The 16,027-nt window shown below is 53.6% G+C and carries 8 protein-coding genes and 3 rRNA genes; 9 read left to right on the top strand and 2 right to left on the bottom strand.

Going from position 1 to position 16,027, the window contains the following annotated elements; translation table 11 throughout:
* Window positions 1-22: 22 nt before the first annotated feature.
* A complete protein-coding gene (locus KUO20_RS13410; RefSeq protein WP_235040339.1) occupies window positions 23-838 on the bottom strand; it encodes an outer membrane protein assembly factor BamD in 816 nt (271 codons plus the stop codon).
* 208 nt (window positions 839-1,046) lie between these two features.
* On the opposite strand from KUO20_RS13410, the gene rluD reads away from it, so the two are divergent.
* From rluD to rrf, 9 genes are all read left to right on the top strand, one after another.
* Window positions 1,047-2,006: a 23S rRNA pseudouridine(1911/1915/1917) synthase RluD gene (gene rluD, locus KUO20_RS13405; protein WP_235040338.1), complete on the top strand. Its 960-nt coding sequence runs from the start codon at window positions 1,047-1,049 to the stop codon at window positions 2,004-2,006.
* On the top strand, window positions 2,003-2,773 hold the full coding sequence (pgeF, locus tag KUO20_RS13400) for a peptidoglycan editing factor PgeF (RefSeq protein WP_235040337.1): 771 nt from the start codon (window positions 2,003-2,005) through the stop codon (window positions 2,771-2,773). The genes rluD and pgeF overlap by 4 nt, the downstream gene beginning before the upstream one ends.
* Before the next feature lie 165 nt (window positions 2,774-2,938).
* Window positions 2,939-5,548, top strand: a complete 2,610-nt coding sequence (gene clpB, locus KUO20_RS13395) for an ATP-dependent chaperone ClpB (protein ID WP_235040336.1) — start codon at window positions 2,939-2,941, stop codon at window positions 5,546-5,548.
* Window positions 5,549-6,026: 478 nt separating this feature from the next.
* Entirely contained in the window at window positions 6,027-7,751 is a 1,725-nt protein-coding gene (locus tag KUO20_RS13390; RefSeq protein ID WP_235040335.1) for an acetolactate synthase 3 large subunit, read from the top strand.
* On the top strand, window positions 7,751-8,242 hold the full coding sequence (ilvN, locus tag KUO20_RS13385; protein WP_040183026.1) for an acetolactate synthase small subunit: 492 nt from the start codon (window positions 7,751-7,753) through the stop codon (window positions 8,240-8,242). The genes KUO20_RS13390 and ilvN overlap by 1 nt, the downstream gene beginning before the upstream one ends.
* Before the next feature lie 179 nt (window positions 8,243-8,421).
* Complete coding sequence (gene pssA, locus KUO20_RS13380; protein ID WP_422823080.1) at window positions 8,422-9,294, top strand: CDP-diacylglycerol--serine O-phosphatidyltransferase; 873 nt, start codon at window positions 8,422-8,424, stop codon at window positions 9,292-9,294.
* Between the two features lie 494 nt (window positions 9,295-9,788).
* Window positions 9,789-11,323: ribosomal RNA gene (locus KUO20_RS13375) — 16S ribosomal RNA — on the top strand.
* A gap of 315 nt (window positions 11,324-11,638) precedes the next feature.
* Window positions 11,639-14,528, top strand: a 23S ribosomal RNA gene (locus KUO20_RS13370).
* Window positions 14,529-14,692: 164 nt separating this feature from the next.
* Window positions 14,693-14,808: ribosomal RNA gene (rrf, locus tag KUO20_RS13365) — 5S ribosomal RNA — on the top strand.
* The 16S, 23S and 5S rRNA genes sit together here, the layout of an rRNA operon.
* A gap of 116 nt (window positions 14,809-14,924) precedes the next feature.
* On the opposite strand, the gene hisC is transcribed toward rrf, so the two are convergent.
* Window positions 14,925-15,986 (bottom strand): histidinol-phosphate transaminase, encoded by a 1,062-nt coding sequence (gene hisC / locus KUO20_RS13360; protein WP_235040333.1) that lies wholly within the window; start codon window positions 15,984-15,986, stop codon window positions 14,925-14,927.
* Window positions 15,987-16,027 lie beyond the last annotated feature (41 nt).

Raw genomic sequence — 16,027 nt, 5'->3', positions numbered from 1 at the left:
TTCACGAAGCCGTTACGGTTCGTTAGTCATTCTTTTTGACGTGCTTGGGCACGAAACGATTGCCCTGCAGCTGTTCGTGATCGGGCGCGTTCTCACGCAGCACCGCGAGCACTTCACTGGCGCGATCATCCATATCCAGCCCTTGATAGCCTTCTACCATGGTGGCTAGGGCATCGCGAGTGGCGCTGGATTCGGGGTAGTTTTCGATTACCCAGCGGCCACGCTCAACGGCGGCTAAATAAGCCCCGCGGCGTAGATAGTAATCTGCGACGTGTAGCTCGTGCCGTGCCATCAGTTCACGCAGGTAAACAATACGCTGCTGAGCATCGGGCGCGTATTCACTTTGCGGGTGGCGCTGAATCAGTTCACGGAAATCATTATAGGCATCCCGTGAAGCGCCCAGGTCACGCTTTGAGATATCAATTAAACGCAGACGCTCTAAGCTGAAGCGCCCTGCTTGCCACGCGGAAAGACCGCGCAGATAGTAGGCGTAATCTACCTGTGGGTGGTCGGGGTGGAGGCGAATAAAGCGGCTAGCCGCTGCACGCGCTTCTTCCCAGTTGCTGTTTTCGTAGTAGGCATAGATCAACTCAAGCTGTGCCTGCTCGGCATGCGCACCAAACGGATAGCGAGTATCCAGTGCTTCTAAACGCTCTATCGCAATCGGGTAGCGATTACTGTCTAGGGCCGTACGAGCAAGCTCATACAGCTCGCGTTCTTGTACCCCAGCAAATTCATCTGGCTCTTCATCGCTGGTGTCATTATTTGCACAGCCCGCTAGCAGGGCAAGGCTTAGGGCTAGAGCACCAAAGCGGTTGGCAGCTGAAAAAACGCGCATCATCATCCTCGTTGCAAACAAGCCTCAATCACCAAAAAAGCGGCGATGGCCGTGATAGTATAGGTCGCAGTCCACCCACTATAAAACACCTCGGCCTAAAACGCAGGCTTAGCGACGTTTCGCCGAGTGTCGTTGTTGGAAATAGTGCCATGCTTTAGCTAAGTTTTTTGCGTCTGGCTAGGTTTTTTGCGTTTTAAAGAGGTTTTTCATGTCTCGAATAGTTGAAGACACGCAGCGTGTGCCCGCCTCTTTAGCCGGTGCGCGTTTAGACCAAGCGGCGGCTGAGTTGTTCAGCGATTATTCCCGCGAGCGCTTAAAAGCGTGGATTAATAGCGGAGAATTAACGGTAGATGGCGCTCAGTTCAAGCCGAAAGCCAAGCTGCATGGCTATGAAGTGCTGGCGCTGCAGGCGACCATTGAAGAAGATACGCGCTTTGAAGCGCAGAATATCCCTCTGGATATCGTCTATGAAGACGACATCATGATGGTGATTAATAAAGCCGCCGGCATGGTGGTGCATCCGGCCGCGGGTAATCCTGATGGCACGCTGCTCAATGCGCTGCTTTATCATCACCCGGCCATTGCTCAAGTGCCCCGTGCAGGCATCGTACACCGCCTAGACAAAGACACCACGGGGTTGATGATGGTGGCCAAGACGCTGCCTGCGCAAACTGCACTGGTTGATCAGATGCAGGCGCGCAGCGTGTCACGCCAGTACGATGCGGTGGTGATTGGTAAGCCGGTCTCAGGCAGTACCATCGATGCGCCGATTGGCCGTCATCCGAAAGATCGCAAGCGCCAGGCGGTGACGACGGCGGGCAAGCAGGCCATCACGCATTTTCGGGTGGTTGAGCGTTTTCGCGCCCACACGCACGTTCGCTGCAAGTTAGAAACGGGGCGTACTCACCAAATCCGTGTTCATATGGCGCATGCCCGCTATCCGTTGGTGGGAGACCCAATGTACGGCGGCCGCGCCAAGCTGCCGCCTGGGGCCGCTGAGCCTTTGAAGGAAATCCTGCGCGAGTTTCCCCGCCAGGCTTTGCATGCGCGCAAATTAATTTTCAAGCACCCGGCAAGTGGCGAAAGCTTAACGTTTCAGGTGGATCTTCCCGATGATTTGCTGATGCTGCTGGACTACCTGCGTGAAGATAACGAGACCATGAGATGAGCGATGCCATTGATTTACGGCCCACGCTGCTAATCCCAGACTGGCCCGCACCGGCCAACGTACGTGCTTTTGTCACCACGCGTGAGGCCGGGCCTAGTCAAGGTGACTTTGCCGCTTTTAACCCTGCCGCTCACGTTGGCGACAACCCCGACCACGTGGCGCTGTGCCGCCGGCTGTTGCAAAAAGAGATAGGCGATGAGCGGCCGCTGCTATGGCTCAATCAAACCCATGGCGCGCGGGTTCAGCAGGGTTATCAAGCGGAAGTGCCGGGCGTGGAAGCGCCCGATGCGGACGCGGCGCTCGCGATCACCAATGAGTACGCCTGTGTCGTGTTGACGGCCGACTGCTTGCCTGTGATGTTTTGTAATCGTGCCGGCACTCAGGTGGCGGTCGCTCACGCAGGATGGCGTGGTTTAGCCGGGGGCGTTTTAGAAGCAACCATCGCGGCGATGAATACCGACCCCGATGATATTTTGGTGTGGCTGGGTCCCGCTATTTCAAATGCCCAGTTTGAAGTGGGGCCTGAGGTTTACGGCGCCTTTGTAGCGGTTCATCCGGATACGGCTGAAGCCTTTGATCACAGCCCTTATCGGCTGGGTCATTACATGGCTGACCTGTATCGGCTGGCGCGTTTTCGGTTAGAAGCATTGGGCATTACCCACATCAGCGGTGGTCATTTCTGTACCGCCTGCGAATCACGTTTTTACTCTTATCGTCGCGATGGCGGCAAAACTGGGCGCATGGCCAGTGTGATTTGGCTCGACTAGCGATCGTTAAAGACTCAATAAGTCAGCGGTTTGTTGCTCTACCTCTTGAAAAGCGCAGAAATGACGCCATTTAACTTGTCAAGCTAAAAATTATTAGCACGTCTAACGACACGTTAACGGGTTACGCGATGCGTCCAAACGCATGGCTACCCCAGGAGGAATTCCATGCGTTTTGATAAATTTACCGCCAAGCTCCAAAGCGCTATTGCCCAAGCGCAGTCGCTTGCCGTTGGCCGCGGACATAATCAGCTAGACCCTGCGCATTTGCTGCTTGCCCTGCTCGACACTAAAGACACCGGTATTAAAGCGCTGATTGACAAAGCCGAAGGCAATAGCGCGCGTCTGCGCGATGGTTTAGTCCAGCAGCTGGATAATTTGCCGAAGGTGGGTCAGTTCGACGGCGAAGTGCAGCCATCGCGCGATTTCATCAAGCTTTTCAACTTAACGGATCGCGAAGCGCAAAAGCGCGGCGACCAGTTTATTGCCAGCGAGCTTGTGCTGCTTGCGGCGCTAGAAATGAATTCGCCCCTCACTAAGCTACTTAAAGAAATCGGGATTAATCGTAAAACCCTGGAAGCGGCGATTAACAGCCTGCGTGGCGGTGCTACTGTTGATGACCCGAACGCTGAAGATCAGCGTGAAGCGCTCAATAAGTACACGATGGATCTCACCCAGCGGGCGCTGGATGGCAAGCTCGACCCTGTGATTGGTCGTGACGATGAGATTCGCCGCACTATTCAAGTATTGCAGCGGCGGACTAAAAACAACCCTGTTTTAATCGGCGAGCCGGGCGTGGGTAAAACCGCCATTGTCGAAGGGTTGGCGCAGCGTATCGTCAACGGTGAGGTGCCTGAGGGCTTAAAAGATAAGCGCGTGCTGTCGTTGGATATGGGCTCACTGTTAGCCGGAGCCAAGTTCCGCGGTGAATTCGAAGAGCGCCTGAAGTCCGTACTAAAAGAGCTCTCTCAGGAAGAGGGGCGCGTCATTCTGTTTATCGATGAGCTGCACACCATGGTCGGCGCTGGCAAAGCAGAGGGCGCGATGGATGCGGGCAACATGCTTAAGCCTGCACTGGCGCGTGGCGAGCTGCACTGCGTCGGCGCTACCACGCTTGATGAATACCGTAAGTACATTGAAAAAGATGCTGCGCTGGAACGTCGCTTCCAAAAAGTCGTGGTCGATGAGCCTTCTGAAGAAGATACCGTGGCGATTTTGCGTGGCCTAAAAGAGCGCTACGAAGTGCACCACGGTGTGGATATTACCGACTCCGCCATCATTGCGGCGGCCAAGCTCTCGACGCGCTATATCACCGATCGTCAGCTGCCCGATAAAGCAATCGACTTGATCGACGAGGCCGCCTCGCGTATCCGCATGGAGCTGGATTCCAAGCCAGAAGCGATGGATCGCCTGGATCGCCGCCTGATTCAGTTCAAAATGGAGCGTGAGGCGCTGAAGAAGGAAACCGATGACGCCTCTAAAAAGCGCCTCGAGGCCCTCAATAATCAGATTCATGAGCTAGAGCGTGAGTACGCTGACCTGGATGAAATCTGGAAAGCGGAAAAGGCTAGTATTCAAGGTGCCGCTCAGTTCAAGGCTGAGCTTGAGCAAGTGCGCCTGGACCTTGAACAGGCGCGCCGCCAGGGCGACCTTGGCCGCATGTCGGAAATTCAGTACGGCAAAATTCCTGAGCTTGAGAAAAAAATTGCTGAAAGCAGTGAAGGCGAGGCCGATACCTCAAGCCACCAGCTGCTGCGCTCTAATGTGACCGAAGAAGAAATTGCGGAAGTCGTGTCGCGTTGGACGGGTATTCCAGTCTCGAAAATGCTGGAAGGTGAGCGCGACAAGCTGCTGCGTATGGAAGACGCCTTGCACGAGCGCGTCATTGGCCAGGACGAGGCCGTAGAGGCCGTGGCTAACGCCGTGCGCCGCTCTAGGGCCGGGCTTTCGGACCCCAATCGGCCCAACGGATCGTTTTTATTCCTCGGCCCAACCGGGGTGGGTAAAACCGAGCTGTGTAAGTCGCTGGCGAATTTTTTGTTCGATACTGAAGACGCCATGGTGCGTATCGATATGTCGGAGTTTATGGAGAAGCACTCCGTGGCTCGTCTAATCGGTGCGCCTCCGGGCTATGTGGGCTACGAAGAGGGCGGCTACTTAACCGAAGCCGTGCGGCGTAAGCCTTATTCCGTGCTGCTGCTGGATGAGGTGGAAAAAGCGCATCCCGATGTCTTCAATATTTTGCTGCAGGTATTAGAAGATGGCCGTTTAACCGATGGCCAGGGCCGCACCGTGGACTTTCGCAATACCGTGATCGTCATGACGTCCAATATGGGTTCGGACATTATTCAGCGCATGGGTGGTGATACTGGCGCCGATAAAGAAAGTTCTGATAAAGATAGTCGCTATGAGTTGATGAAAAACATGGTGATGGAGATGGTGGGTAATCACTTCCGGCCAGAGCTTATCAACCGTATCGACGAAGTGGTTGTGTTTCATGCGCTGGGGCAAGAGCAGATTCAGGCCATTGCCGGTATTCAGCTGGAGCGCTTGAAGCTGCGCCTTGCCGAACATGAGTTGAAGCTTGAGGTCAGTGACGATGCCATGGCTCAGCTAGCGGTGGTGGGTTTTGACCCTGTGTATGGCGCGCGACCGCTTAAGCGGGCAATTCAGCGGCGTATTGAAAATCCGCTGGCGCAGGATCTGCTGGCCGGTAAGTTTGCGCCGGGCGATACCATTCATATCACGGCGGAAGACGGCAAGCTGGTGTTTGTTTAACGATAAATGTCGCTATTTTTGCGCAATTGAATAAGCAAAAAGCTCCTTCAGCGTTGCTGACGGAGCTTTTTTAATGGCTTACGGCGACGTTTGTTGCGTTTGACCTGATCGGAGGTTGACACGCTGAGGGTGCTAATGGAATCTTATCGGTTCCTGATTTGCGGGCACGGACTTAACGGGCAACCCCTCATCCCCGTGCGAAGGGTAGGCTAAGGCCTTTACCCGCCGAAGGAATTCCGGGCTTGGGCTAACCGCCCAGCCTGGCCAACGCCCCGACGCGGCAAACCGCCGTGCAAGGGAACAGCTGATTTATGTTGCCATAAAGCAGCGTTTCCGATGAGAGTGCAGGCCCTAACCGGGCCATATGCCAGGGTTTGGCATCAGGTGCCGGCATTGGCCGGCAGCGGCATACCGCCGCACTCGACACCGTGCCCATTTGGATACGGATCGCACTCGAGACCTTCAGGGGAGAAATACAGTGGAACTGCTTTCCGGCGCAGATATGATCGCCCGCTTCTTGCAAGATGAGGGCATCGAACACATTTATGGTTACCCCGGCGGTGCAGCGCTGCATATTTATGATGCGCTCTTCCGTCAGGACAAGGTGAAGCACATTTTAGTGCGTCACGAACAAGCGGCCACTCACGCCGCCGATGGCTATGCTCGTGCCTCGGGTAAGCCCGGCTGCGTGCTGGTCACGTCAGGCCCAGGGGCGACCAACGCCGTGACCGGCATTGCCACCGCCTATATGGATTCAATTCCCATGGTGGTGCTGTGCGGTCAAGTCGCCAGCCACCTGATTGGTGAAGATGCTTTTCAGGAAACGGATATCGTCGGGGTCACTCGCCCTATCGTGAAGCATAGTTTCTCGATTCGTCATCCTTCTCAAATCCCGGAAGTGCTCAAAAAAGCGTTTTATTTAGCTGCCACGGGCCGTCCTGGTCCTGTCGTGGTCGATATCCCCAAAGATATGACCGCGCCGACCGAGCGCTACGAGTACATCTACCCTAAGAAGGTCAAGATGCGCTCGTATAACCCCGTCACGCGTGGCCATACCGGGCAGATCAAAAAAGCCGTGGAGCTAATGCTCAAGGCCAAGCGGCCGGTGTTTTATACCGGCGGTGGTGTGGTAACCGGCAAAGCTAGCGAAGGCCTAACCGATCTGGTTAAGCAGCTGGGTTATCCGATTACTACGACGCTGATGGGCATTGGTTCGTACCCCCAGAGTGATCAGCAGTGTTTGGGGTGGTTGGGCATGCACGGCTCGTATGAGTCCAACATGGCCATGCACCATGCCGATCTGATCATTGCCATCGGGGCGCGTTTTGATGACCGCGTGACTAACAGCACATCAAAGTTCTGCCCGACAGCCAAAATTATTCACGTTGACGTTGATCCAAGCTCTATCTCTAAAACGGTGCGTGCCGATGTGCCCATCGTTGGGCCTGCGCTAAGTGTCATCAATGAGATGATTAGCCTGGTGCAAGGGCAGAAAATTGCTCATCCGGAGGCGCTCACCGAGTGGTGGCAGAAAATTGATGGCTGGCGTGCCGATCGTGTCGGCAAGCTTTATGAGCCTTCAAAGCCCGGCGAGGCGCTTAAGCCTCAGGAAGTCGTCGAGGCACTCTGCCGCGTTACGCGGGGCGAGGCGTATGTGACGACCGACGTTGGTCAGCATCAGATGTTTGCAGCCCAGTACTACAAGTTTGATAAACCTAACCGGCTCATTACTTCGGGCGGACTAGGCACTATGGGCTTTGGTTTCCCTGCCGCCATGGGGATCAAGCAGAATTATCCGGAAAGCGACGTCGTCTGCGTGACGGGTGAGGGCAGTTTTCAGATGATGATGCAGGAGCTCTCAACCTGTAAGCAGTATGGCGTGGGCGTTAAGATCGTCAATCTGAACAATGCGTCGCTTGGCATGGTGCGCCAATGGCAGGATTTGAACTATAAATCTCGCCACGCACATTCCTATATGGAATCGCTCCCCGACTTTCATATGCTGATTGAAGCGTATGGGTTTACGGCGATTACGGTGACCACCATTGAAGAGCTCGAGCCCGCGCTAGAGCGTGCGTTTGCTGATAAGCACGAGCTGGTGTTCCTTGACGTGAAGGTTGACCCTTTTGAGCACGTCTATCCGATGCATGTGCCGTTAGGCGCGATGCGTGACATGCTGCTGTCTAAAACGGAGCGTACCTGATGCGTCATATCATCTCGATTCTGATGGAGAACGAGCCGGGGGCGCTATCACGTGTAGTCGGGCTTTTCTCTCAGCGTAATTTCAACATTGAAACGCTTAACGTCGCGCCAACAGAGGATCCCTCACTTTCGCGCCTAACGGTCACGACCGTAGGTGATGATCGGGTGATTGAGCAGATCACAAAGCATCTTAATAAGCTGATTGATGTGGTCAAGCTGGTGGATCTCACCGAAGGGAACCACATTGAGCGCGAGCTGATGCTGGTGAAAGTGAAGGCATTGGGTGCAGCCCGCGATGAGGTGAAGCGCACGGTGGACATCTTCCGCGCGCAGATCGTCGACGTTACGCCCAGCCTGTATACCGTGCAGATTACAGGCGATGCGGGCAAGCTGGATGCGTTTCTGCAGGCAATGGCGCCCGTGGGTATTCTCGAAGTTGCGCGTACCGGCGTTTCGGGTATTGCTCGGGGTGATAAGGTTTTGTCGCTCTAAGCGTCAGTAACACGATAAGCAAGCCAAGAACGCCGCTTCCACAATTTACATGGGGCGGCGTTTTTTATGGATGGCTTTGCGCCTCTGTTTGCCGATGGCTAGCTGCAATTGGCTGGCTGAGTGTCATTCACCGTGTAGAATGAAAGCCAATACTGTTCCCGTGACTTCACTTTTAATGGATGAAACCTATGACACAGGACGCTCGCGATCAACAGCACCCAGGCTCGATTGAACCAGATCATGACCCAGCCGAGCACTCAGATGTCGGCGGCAATGAAGATCTGGCGGCCGCTTTTCTGCGTGAAACCGAAGTGGTCGAAGATGCGGTAGAAGACGGCAAGAAGATTCGCCGCAAAGGTATCTATTTACTGCCCAACCTATTTACCACGTCGGCACTGTTTGCTGGCTTCTTTGCCGTGGTTGCGGGCATTAATGGTGAATTTACCTCGGCAGCCGTGGCGATTTTTATTGCGATGGTGCTAGATGGCTTGGATGGCCGTGTCGCACGTATGACCAACACGCAGAGCGAGTTCGGGGCTGAGTACGACAGTCTGGCCGATATGATTTCGTTCGGTATGGCGCCGGCATTGGTCGCGTTTACCTGGATTCTGCAAGACATTGGCAAAACCGGCTGGGTAGTCGCTTTCCTTTACGTTGCCTGCGCTGCGCTGCGCCTTGCGCGCTTTAATGTCCAAATTGGCAGTGTCGATAAAAAATGGTTTATCGGTTTGCCAAGCCCGTCTGCCGCAGCGTTAGTCGCCGCTAGCGTTTGGACCTTCCACAGTTTTGATGCCGATGCGTTTGGCTTCAAGCTGCTGATGCTGGTCGTTGTAGCCGCCGCAGGCGTATTAATGGTGAGTAATATTCGCTATTACAGCTTTAAAGAGTTTGATGTACGTAAGCCGGTGCCTTTTGTAGTGCTGTTAGCCATCGTACTAGCCTTTGTGCTGATCTCGGTCGAGCCGTCAGTGATGTTGCTATTGCTATTTGGTACCTACGTGGCTTCAGGCCCTGTTTTAGCCGTTATGCGCAAAGCAAAATCCAAGAACTAAACCTTTCAGTCTATTTTTATACTTATTTTCATCAGAGCCCTTGCCAACTCGTCAGCGAGTCCGTAAAGTCCGCATCCGCTGCCGGGGACGCCAAGCGTTACCAGCGGTGAATGAAGTTGAAAAACTTCGGTTTGTCAGTAGGTTAGCGTTTTTGTTGGGTCGTCAAATTGGCCGCGAAAATTGCAGATTGACAAACGCTCGGAAGTGCGTAGAATACGCCTTTCTCGCTGAGGCCAAACAGTTCAACGGTTGGCCCGCTATCACAACACGATAGCCACAGCGAAACGCTCTTTAACAATTTGATCAGGTAATTCATGTGGGCGCTTGCTGATGTTGGTGACAAATCACCCAATATCAAGGCAAGCGACTCAAGCAATAAGATTTTAAAGGCATTGCCTTTTTAATCCGTTTTGAATGAATTCGTTTGAACCTTGAGCCAAGTTTGATTCCGCTTTTGTTGTCCTCGGATGACAAGTAAGGATCACAATGATTGTAAACTGAAGAGTTTGATCATGGCTCAGATTGAACGCTGGCGGCAGGCCTAACACATGCAAGTCGAGCGGTAGCACAGAGAAGCTTGCTTCTTGGGTGACGAGCGGCGGACGGGTGAGTAATGCATAGGAATCTGCCCGATAGTGGGGGATAACCTGGGGAAACCCAGGCTAATACCGCATACGTCCTACGGGAGAAAGGGGGCTTTGGCTCCCGCTATTGGATGAGCCTATGTCGGATTAGCTAGTTGGTAGGGTAAAGGCCTACCAAGGCAACGATCCGTAGCTGGTCTGAGAGGATGATCAGCCACATCGGGACTGAGACACGGCCCGAACTCCTACGGGAGGCAGCAGTGGGGAATATTGGACAATGGGGGCAACCCTGATCCAGCCATGCCGCGTGTGTGAAGAAGGCCTTAGGGTTGTAAAGCACTTTCAGCGAGGAAGAACGCCTAGTGGTTAATACCCATTAGGAAAGACATCACTCGCAGAAGAAGCACCGGCTAACTCCGTGCCAGCAGCCGCGGTAATACGGAGGGTGCAAGCGTTAATCGGAATTACTGGGCGTAAAGCGCGCGTAGGTGGCTTTATAAGCCGGTTGTGAAAGCCCCGGGCTCAACCTGGGAACGGCATCCGGAACTGTGAGGCTAGAGTACAGGAGAGGAAGGTAGAATTCCCGGTGTAGCGGTGAAATGCGTAGAGATCGGGAGGAATACCAGTGGCGAAGGCGGCCTTCTGGACTGATACTGACACTGAGGTGCGAAAGCGTGGGTAGCAAACAGGATTAGATACCCTGGTAGTCCACGCCGTAAACGATGTCGACCAGCCGTTGGGTGCCTAGAGCACTTTGTGGCGAAGTTAACGCGATAAGTCGACCGCCTGGGGAGTACGGCCGCAAGGTTAAAACTCAAATGAATTGACGGGGGCCCGCACAAGCGGTGGAGCATGTGGTTTAATTCGATGCAACGCGAAGAACCTTACCTACCCTTGACATCTATAGAAGATTGCAGAGATGCGATTGTGCCTTCGGGAACTATAAGACAGGTGCTGCATGGCTGTCGTCAGCTCGTGTTGTGAAATGTTGGGTTAAGTCCCGTAACGAGCGCAACCCTTGTCCTTATTTGCCAGCGAGTAATGTCGGGAACTCTAAGGAGACTGCCGGTGACAAACCGGAGGAAGGTGGGGACGACGTCAAGTCATCATGGCCCTTACGGGTAGGGCTACACACGTGCTACAATGGCCGGTACAAAGGGCTGCGAGCTCGCGAGAGTCAGCGAATCCCTTAAAGCCGGTCTCAGTCCGGATCGGAGTCTGCAACTCGACTCCGTGAAGTCGGAATCGCTAGTAATCGTGAATCAGAATGTCACGGTGAATACGTTCCCGGGCCTTGTACACACCGCCCGTCACACCATGGGAGTGGACTGCACCAGAAGTGGTTAGCCTAACGCAAGAGGGCGATCACCACGGTGTGGTTCATGACTGGGGTGAAGTCGTAACAAGGTAGCCGTAGGGGAACCTGCGGCTGGATCACCTCCTTAAACGATGCGTCACAGTCAGTAAGCGTCCACAATGAATTACCTGATCAAAATGCTGTTGATACGCAGTGATAAGTGTCTCTGTCTTTTTTACATTAAAAAGAAAAAATAGCCTTTGACGTTTTAAAGGTCTCTTCTTTTCTTCTTCTTTTAATGTGAAAGAACACTTATCACTGCTTATAGCAGTCGCTCTTTAACAATGTATATCATGCTGACAAGAACACACCGCAAGGTGAGTTCTTAAATTGTGATACGTTTTATACGTATCCGGCAAATGAACGTTATCATTGCGAGATACCAGACTCCTTCGGGTTATAGGGTCAAGCAATGAAGCGCACACGGTGGATGCCTAGGCAGTCAGAGGCGATGAAAGACGTGGTAGCCTGCGATAAGGTTCGGTGAGGTGGCAACAACCTGTGACCCGGACATTTCTGAATGGGGAAACCCACTGACCATAAGGTCAGTATCTTACACTGAATACATAGGTGTAAGAGGCGAACCAGGGGAACTGAAACATCTAAGTACCCTGAGGAAAAGAAATCAACCGAGATTCCCCTAGTAGCGGCGAGCGAACGGGGACCAGCCCTTAAGCATGTGACTGATTAGACGAACAGATTGGGAAGTCTGGCCGTAGCAGGTGATAGCCCTGTAGTCGAAAATCTGATCATGTGAAATCGAGTAGGTCGGGGCACGAGAAACCTTGACTGAAGACGGGGGGACCATCCTCCAAGGCTAAATACTCCTGACTGACCGATAGTGAACCAGTACCGTGAGGGAAAGGCGAAAAGAACCCCGGATAGGGGAGTGAAATAGATCCTGAAACCGTGTGCGTACAAGCAGTAGGAGCAGACTTGTTCTGTGACTGCGTACCTTTTGTATAATGGGTCAGCGACTTATATTCAGTGGCGAGGTTAACCGTATAGGGGAGCCGTAGGGAAACCGAGTCTTAACTGGGCGACACAGTCGCTGGATATAGACCCGAAACCGAGCGATCTATCCATGAGCAGGGTGAAGGTTGAGTAACATCAACTGGAGGCCCGAACCAGGATCTGTTGAAAAAGATTTGGATGACTTGTGGATCGGAGTGAAAGGCTAATCAAGCTCGGAGATAGCTGGTTCTCCTCGAAAGCTATTTAGGTAGCGCCTCACGTATTACCGCCGGGGGTAGAGCACTGTTTCGGCTAGGGGGTCATCCCGACTTACCAACCCGAGGCAAACTCCGAATACCGGTGAGTACAGCGTGGGAGACACACGGCGGGTGCTAACGTCCGTCGTGAAAAGGGAAACAACCCAGACCGTCAGCTAAGGTCCCGAAATCCTGGTTAAGTGGGAAACGATGTGGGAAGGCTTAGACAGCTAGGAGGTTGGCTTAGAAGCAGCCATCCTTTAAAGAAAGCGTAATAGCTCACTAGTCGAGTCGGCCTGCGCGGAAGATGTAACGGGGCTAAACCAGGTACCGAAGCTACGGGTTCATTCTTCGGAATGAGCGGTAGAGGAGCGTCGTGTAAGCCAATGAAGGTGGATTGAGAAGTCTGCTGGAGGTATCACGAGTGCGAATGCTGACATGAGTAACGATAAAGGGAGTGAAAAACTCCCTCGCCGGAAGACCAAGGTTTTCTGTTCGATGCTAATCAGAGCAGAGTGAGTCGGCCCCTAAGGCGAGGCCGAAAGGCGTAGTCGATGGAAAACGGGCTAATATTCCCGTACCGGACATGGTTGCGATGGGGGGACGAAGAAGGCTAGGTGAGCCAGGCGTTGGTAGTCCTGGTGAAAGTGAGTAGGCCGAGATCTTAGGAAAATCCGGGATCTTAAAGCCGAGACACGAGATGAACTGACCACGGTCAGGAAGTCACTGATGCCACGCTTCCAGGAAAAGCCTCTAAGCTTCAGATCATGTGCGACCGTACCCCAAACCGACACAGGTGGTCAGGGTGAGAATCCCAAGGCGCTTGAGAGAACTCGGGTGAAGGAACTAGGCAAAATGGTGCCGTAACTTCGGGAGAAGGCACGCCGGCGTAGGGTGAAGAGACTTGCTCTCCTAGCCCGAACCGGTCGAAGATACCAGGTGGCTGCAACTGTTTATTAAAAACACAGCACTCTGCTAACTCGTAAGAGGACGTATAGGGTGTGACGCCTGCCCGGTGCCGGAAGGTTAAATGATGGTGTTAGCCGCAAGGCGAAGCTCTTGATTGAAGCCCCGGTAAACGGCGGCCGTAACTATAACGGTCCTAAGGTAGCGAAATTCCTTGTCGGGTAAGTTCCGACCTGCACGAATGGCGTAATGATGGCCACGCTGTCTCCACCCGAGACTCAGTGAAATTGAAATCGCCGTGAAGATGCGGTGTACCCGCGGCTAGACGGAAAGACCCCGTGAACCTTTACTATAGCTTCACACTGGACGCTGATGTTGCCTGTGTAGGATAGCTGGGAGGCTTTGAACTTCGGACGCCAGTTCGAAGGGAGCCAACCTTGAAATACCAGCCTGGCATCATTGGCGTTCTCACTCAGATCCGTTATCCGGATCGAGGACAGTGTGTGGTGGGTAGTTTGACTGGGGCGGTCTCCTCCTAAAGAGTAACGGAGGAGCACGAAGGTACCCTCAGCACGGTCGGACATCGTGCATTGAGTGCAAGAGCATAAGGGTGCTTGACTGCGAGACAGACACGTCGAGCAGGTGCGAAAGCAGGTTCTAGTGATCCGGTGGTTCTGTATGGAAGGGCCATCGCTCAACGGATAAAAGGTACTCCGGGGATAACAGGCTGATACCGCCCAAGAGTTCACATCGACGGCGGTGTTTGGCACCTCGATGTCGGCTCATCACATCCTGGGGCTGAAGTCGGTCCCAAGGGTATGGCTGTTCGCCATTTAAAGTGGTACGCGAGCTGGGTTTAGAACGTCGTGAGACAGTTCGGTCCCTATCTGCCGTGGGCGTTGGATGTTTGAGAAGGGCTGCTCCTAGTACGAGAGGACCGGAGTGGACGACCCTCTGGTGTTCCGGTTGTCACGCCAGTGGCATTGCCGGGTAGCTATGGTCGGACGGGATAACCGCTGAAAGCATCTAAGCGGGAAGCCCCCTTCAAGATGAGACATCCCTGAGGCCTAGAGCCTCCTGAAGGGCCCAGCGAGACCAGCTGGTTGATAGGCACGGTGTGGAAGCGCTGCAAGGCGTTGAGCTAACGTGTACTAATGGCCCGTGAGGCTTGACCCTATAACACCCAAGGGGTCTGGCTCAAAATGATAACGTGATGATGTTAACGCATCAAAAAAGCCGGATACGCAGCGTGTGGCTAAGCTAACTCACAAAAGTGAGACAGGCAGGTGGCACGTAAAAAGATAAAACAGTCACATCAGCATGATATACCACCAGTTACGCCTGACGACCATAGCACGCGTGAACCACCTGATCCCTTGCCGAACTCAGAAGTGAAACCGCTTAGCGCCGATGGTAGTGTGGGGTCTCCCCATGCGAGAGTAGGTCATCGTCAGGCACTTATATGAAAAATCCCCCAGGGCACATGCCCCGGGGGATTTTTTTTGCGCAAGAAAAGCGGCCGATAAAAAAGGCGGCTTGCGCCGCCCAGATAAAGACTTAAAAATTAGAGCGTTAAGCGCAGATTGCCTCTAGCGTTTCAATCAGATTATCCATTTCATCATCGGTGCCGATGGTAATCCGTAAGAAGTTATTGAGCTCTGGGGTATTAAAGTGACGCACCAAAATGCCGCGCTCGCGTAGTCCAGCATATAGTTGAGCACCTGCAAAACTAGCATGCTGGGCAAGCACAAAGTTAGCTTTAGATGGCAACACTTCAAACCCTAATGCCTCAAGGCGCTGGCGAGTACGTTCTCGCGTGGTGATGACATATTCGCGGCATGCCTCAAAGTGCTCAGCATCTTTAAGTGCTGCGATGCCGACAACGCTAGCTAAGCTGTCCACCGGGTACGAATTGAAGGAGTCTTTGACTCGTTGAAGGCCGTCGATCAACGCCTCTGAGCCCACCGCATAGCCTAAACGTAAGCCCGCCAAGCTGCGGGATTTTGAAAATGTCCCTGTGACTAGCAGATTAGGATAGCGGTTAACCAGCGTCACGGCGCTCTCAGCGCCGAAATCGACGTATGCTTCATCAATGAGTACCACCCGGTCTGTCACGCGCTTAAGCAGTGCCTCAATCGTCTCAAGAGAGTGGGCATGGCCAGTAGGTGCATTCGGGTTGGCGAAAATAACGCCGCTGCGCTCTGTATCTGCCGCAAGCGCGTCCGTATCGACTTCCCAGTTCGCCGTAAGTGGATGCTTGCGCAGCTCTATGCGGTAAAGGTTGGCATACACAGGATAGAAGCTGTATGTAATGTCCGGCACGTCAAGTGGCGCCGGATGGCAAAAGAAAGCCTGAAAAGCAAACGCGAGCACCTCATCGGAGCCATTGCCAACAAACACTTGGCTACTAGCCACCTGAAAATTCTCCGCCAGCGCTTCGCGCAGATCGGCAGAGGTTGGGTCAGGGTAGAGCCGGAGATGATCGGTAGCGTAATGACGCAGTGCTTCACCGACGCCGGGTGCCGGCGGGTAAGGGTTTTCATTGGTATTGAGCTTCACCAGCTGCTCGCGTGGCTGCTCGCCGGGCACGTAAGGCGTAAGTTCGCGAACGGCCGGACTCCAGTATTGGCTCATGACGGTAACCTGATTATCCTAGCGAAGGTATGCCATGGTCG

It is taken from the genome of Vreelandella profundi (assembly GCF_019722725.1).
Taxonomy (GTDB): Bacteria; Pseudomonadota; Gammaproteobacteria; order Pseudomonadales; family Halomonadaceae; genus Vreelandella; species Vreelandella profundi.
Note: the sequence above shows the minus strand (reverse complement) of the source record. Positions and strands in the feature narration are given on the sequence as shown.

Coding starts and splice junctions, on each gene's coding strand:
- KUO20_RS13410 (WP_235040339.1), bottom strand. CDS start 838: ATGCGCGTTTTTTCAGCTGCCAACCGCTTTGGTGCTCTAGCCCTAAGC.
- rluD (WP_235040338.1), top strand. CDS start 1,047: ATGTCTCGAATAGTTGAAGACACGCAGCGTGTGCCCGCCTCTTTAGCC.
- pgeF (WP_235040337.1), top strand. CDS start 2,003: ATGAGCGATGCCATTGATTTACGGCCCACGCTGCTAATCCCAGACTGG.
- clpB (WP_235040336.1), top strand. CDS start 2,939: ATGCGTTTTGATAAATTTACCGCCAAGCTCCAAAGCGCTATTGCCCAA.
- ilvN (WP_040183026.1), top strand. CDS start 7,751: ATGCGTCATATCATCTCGATTCTGATGGAGAACGAGCCGGGGGCGCTA.
- pssA (WP_422823080.1), top strand. CDS start 8,422: ATGAAACCTATGACACAGGACGCTCGCGATCAACAGCACCCAGGCTCG.
- hisC (WP_235040333.1), bottom strand. CDS start 15,986: ATGAGCCAATACTGGAGTCCGGCCGTTCGCGAACTTACGCCTTACGTG.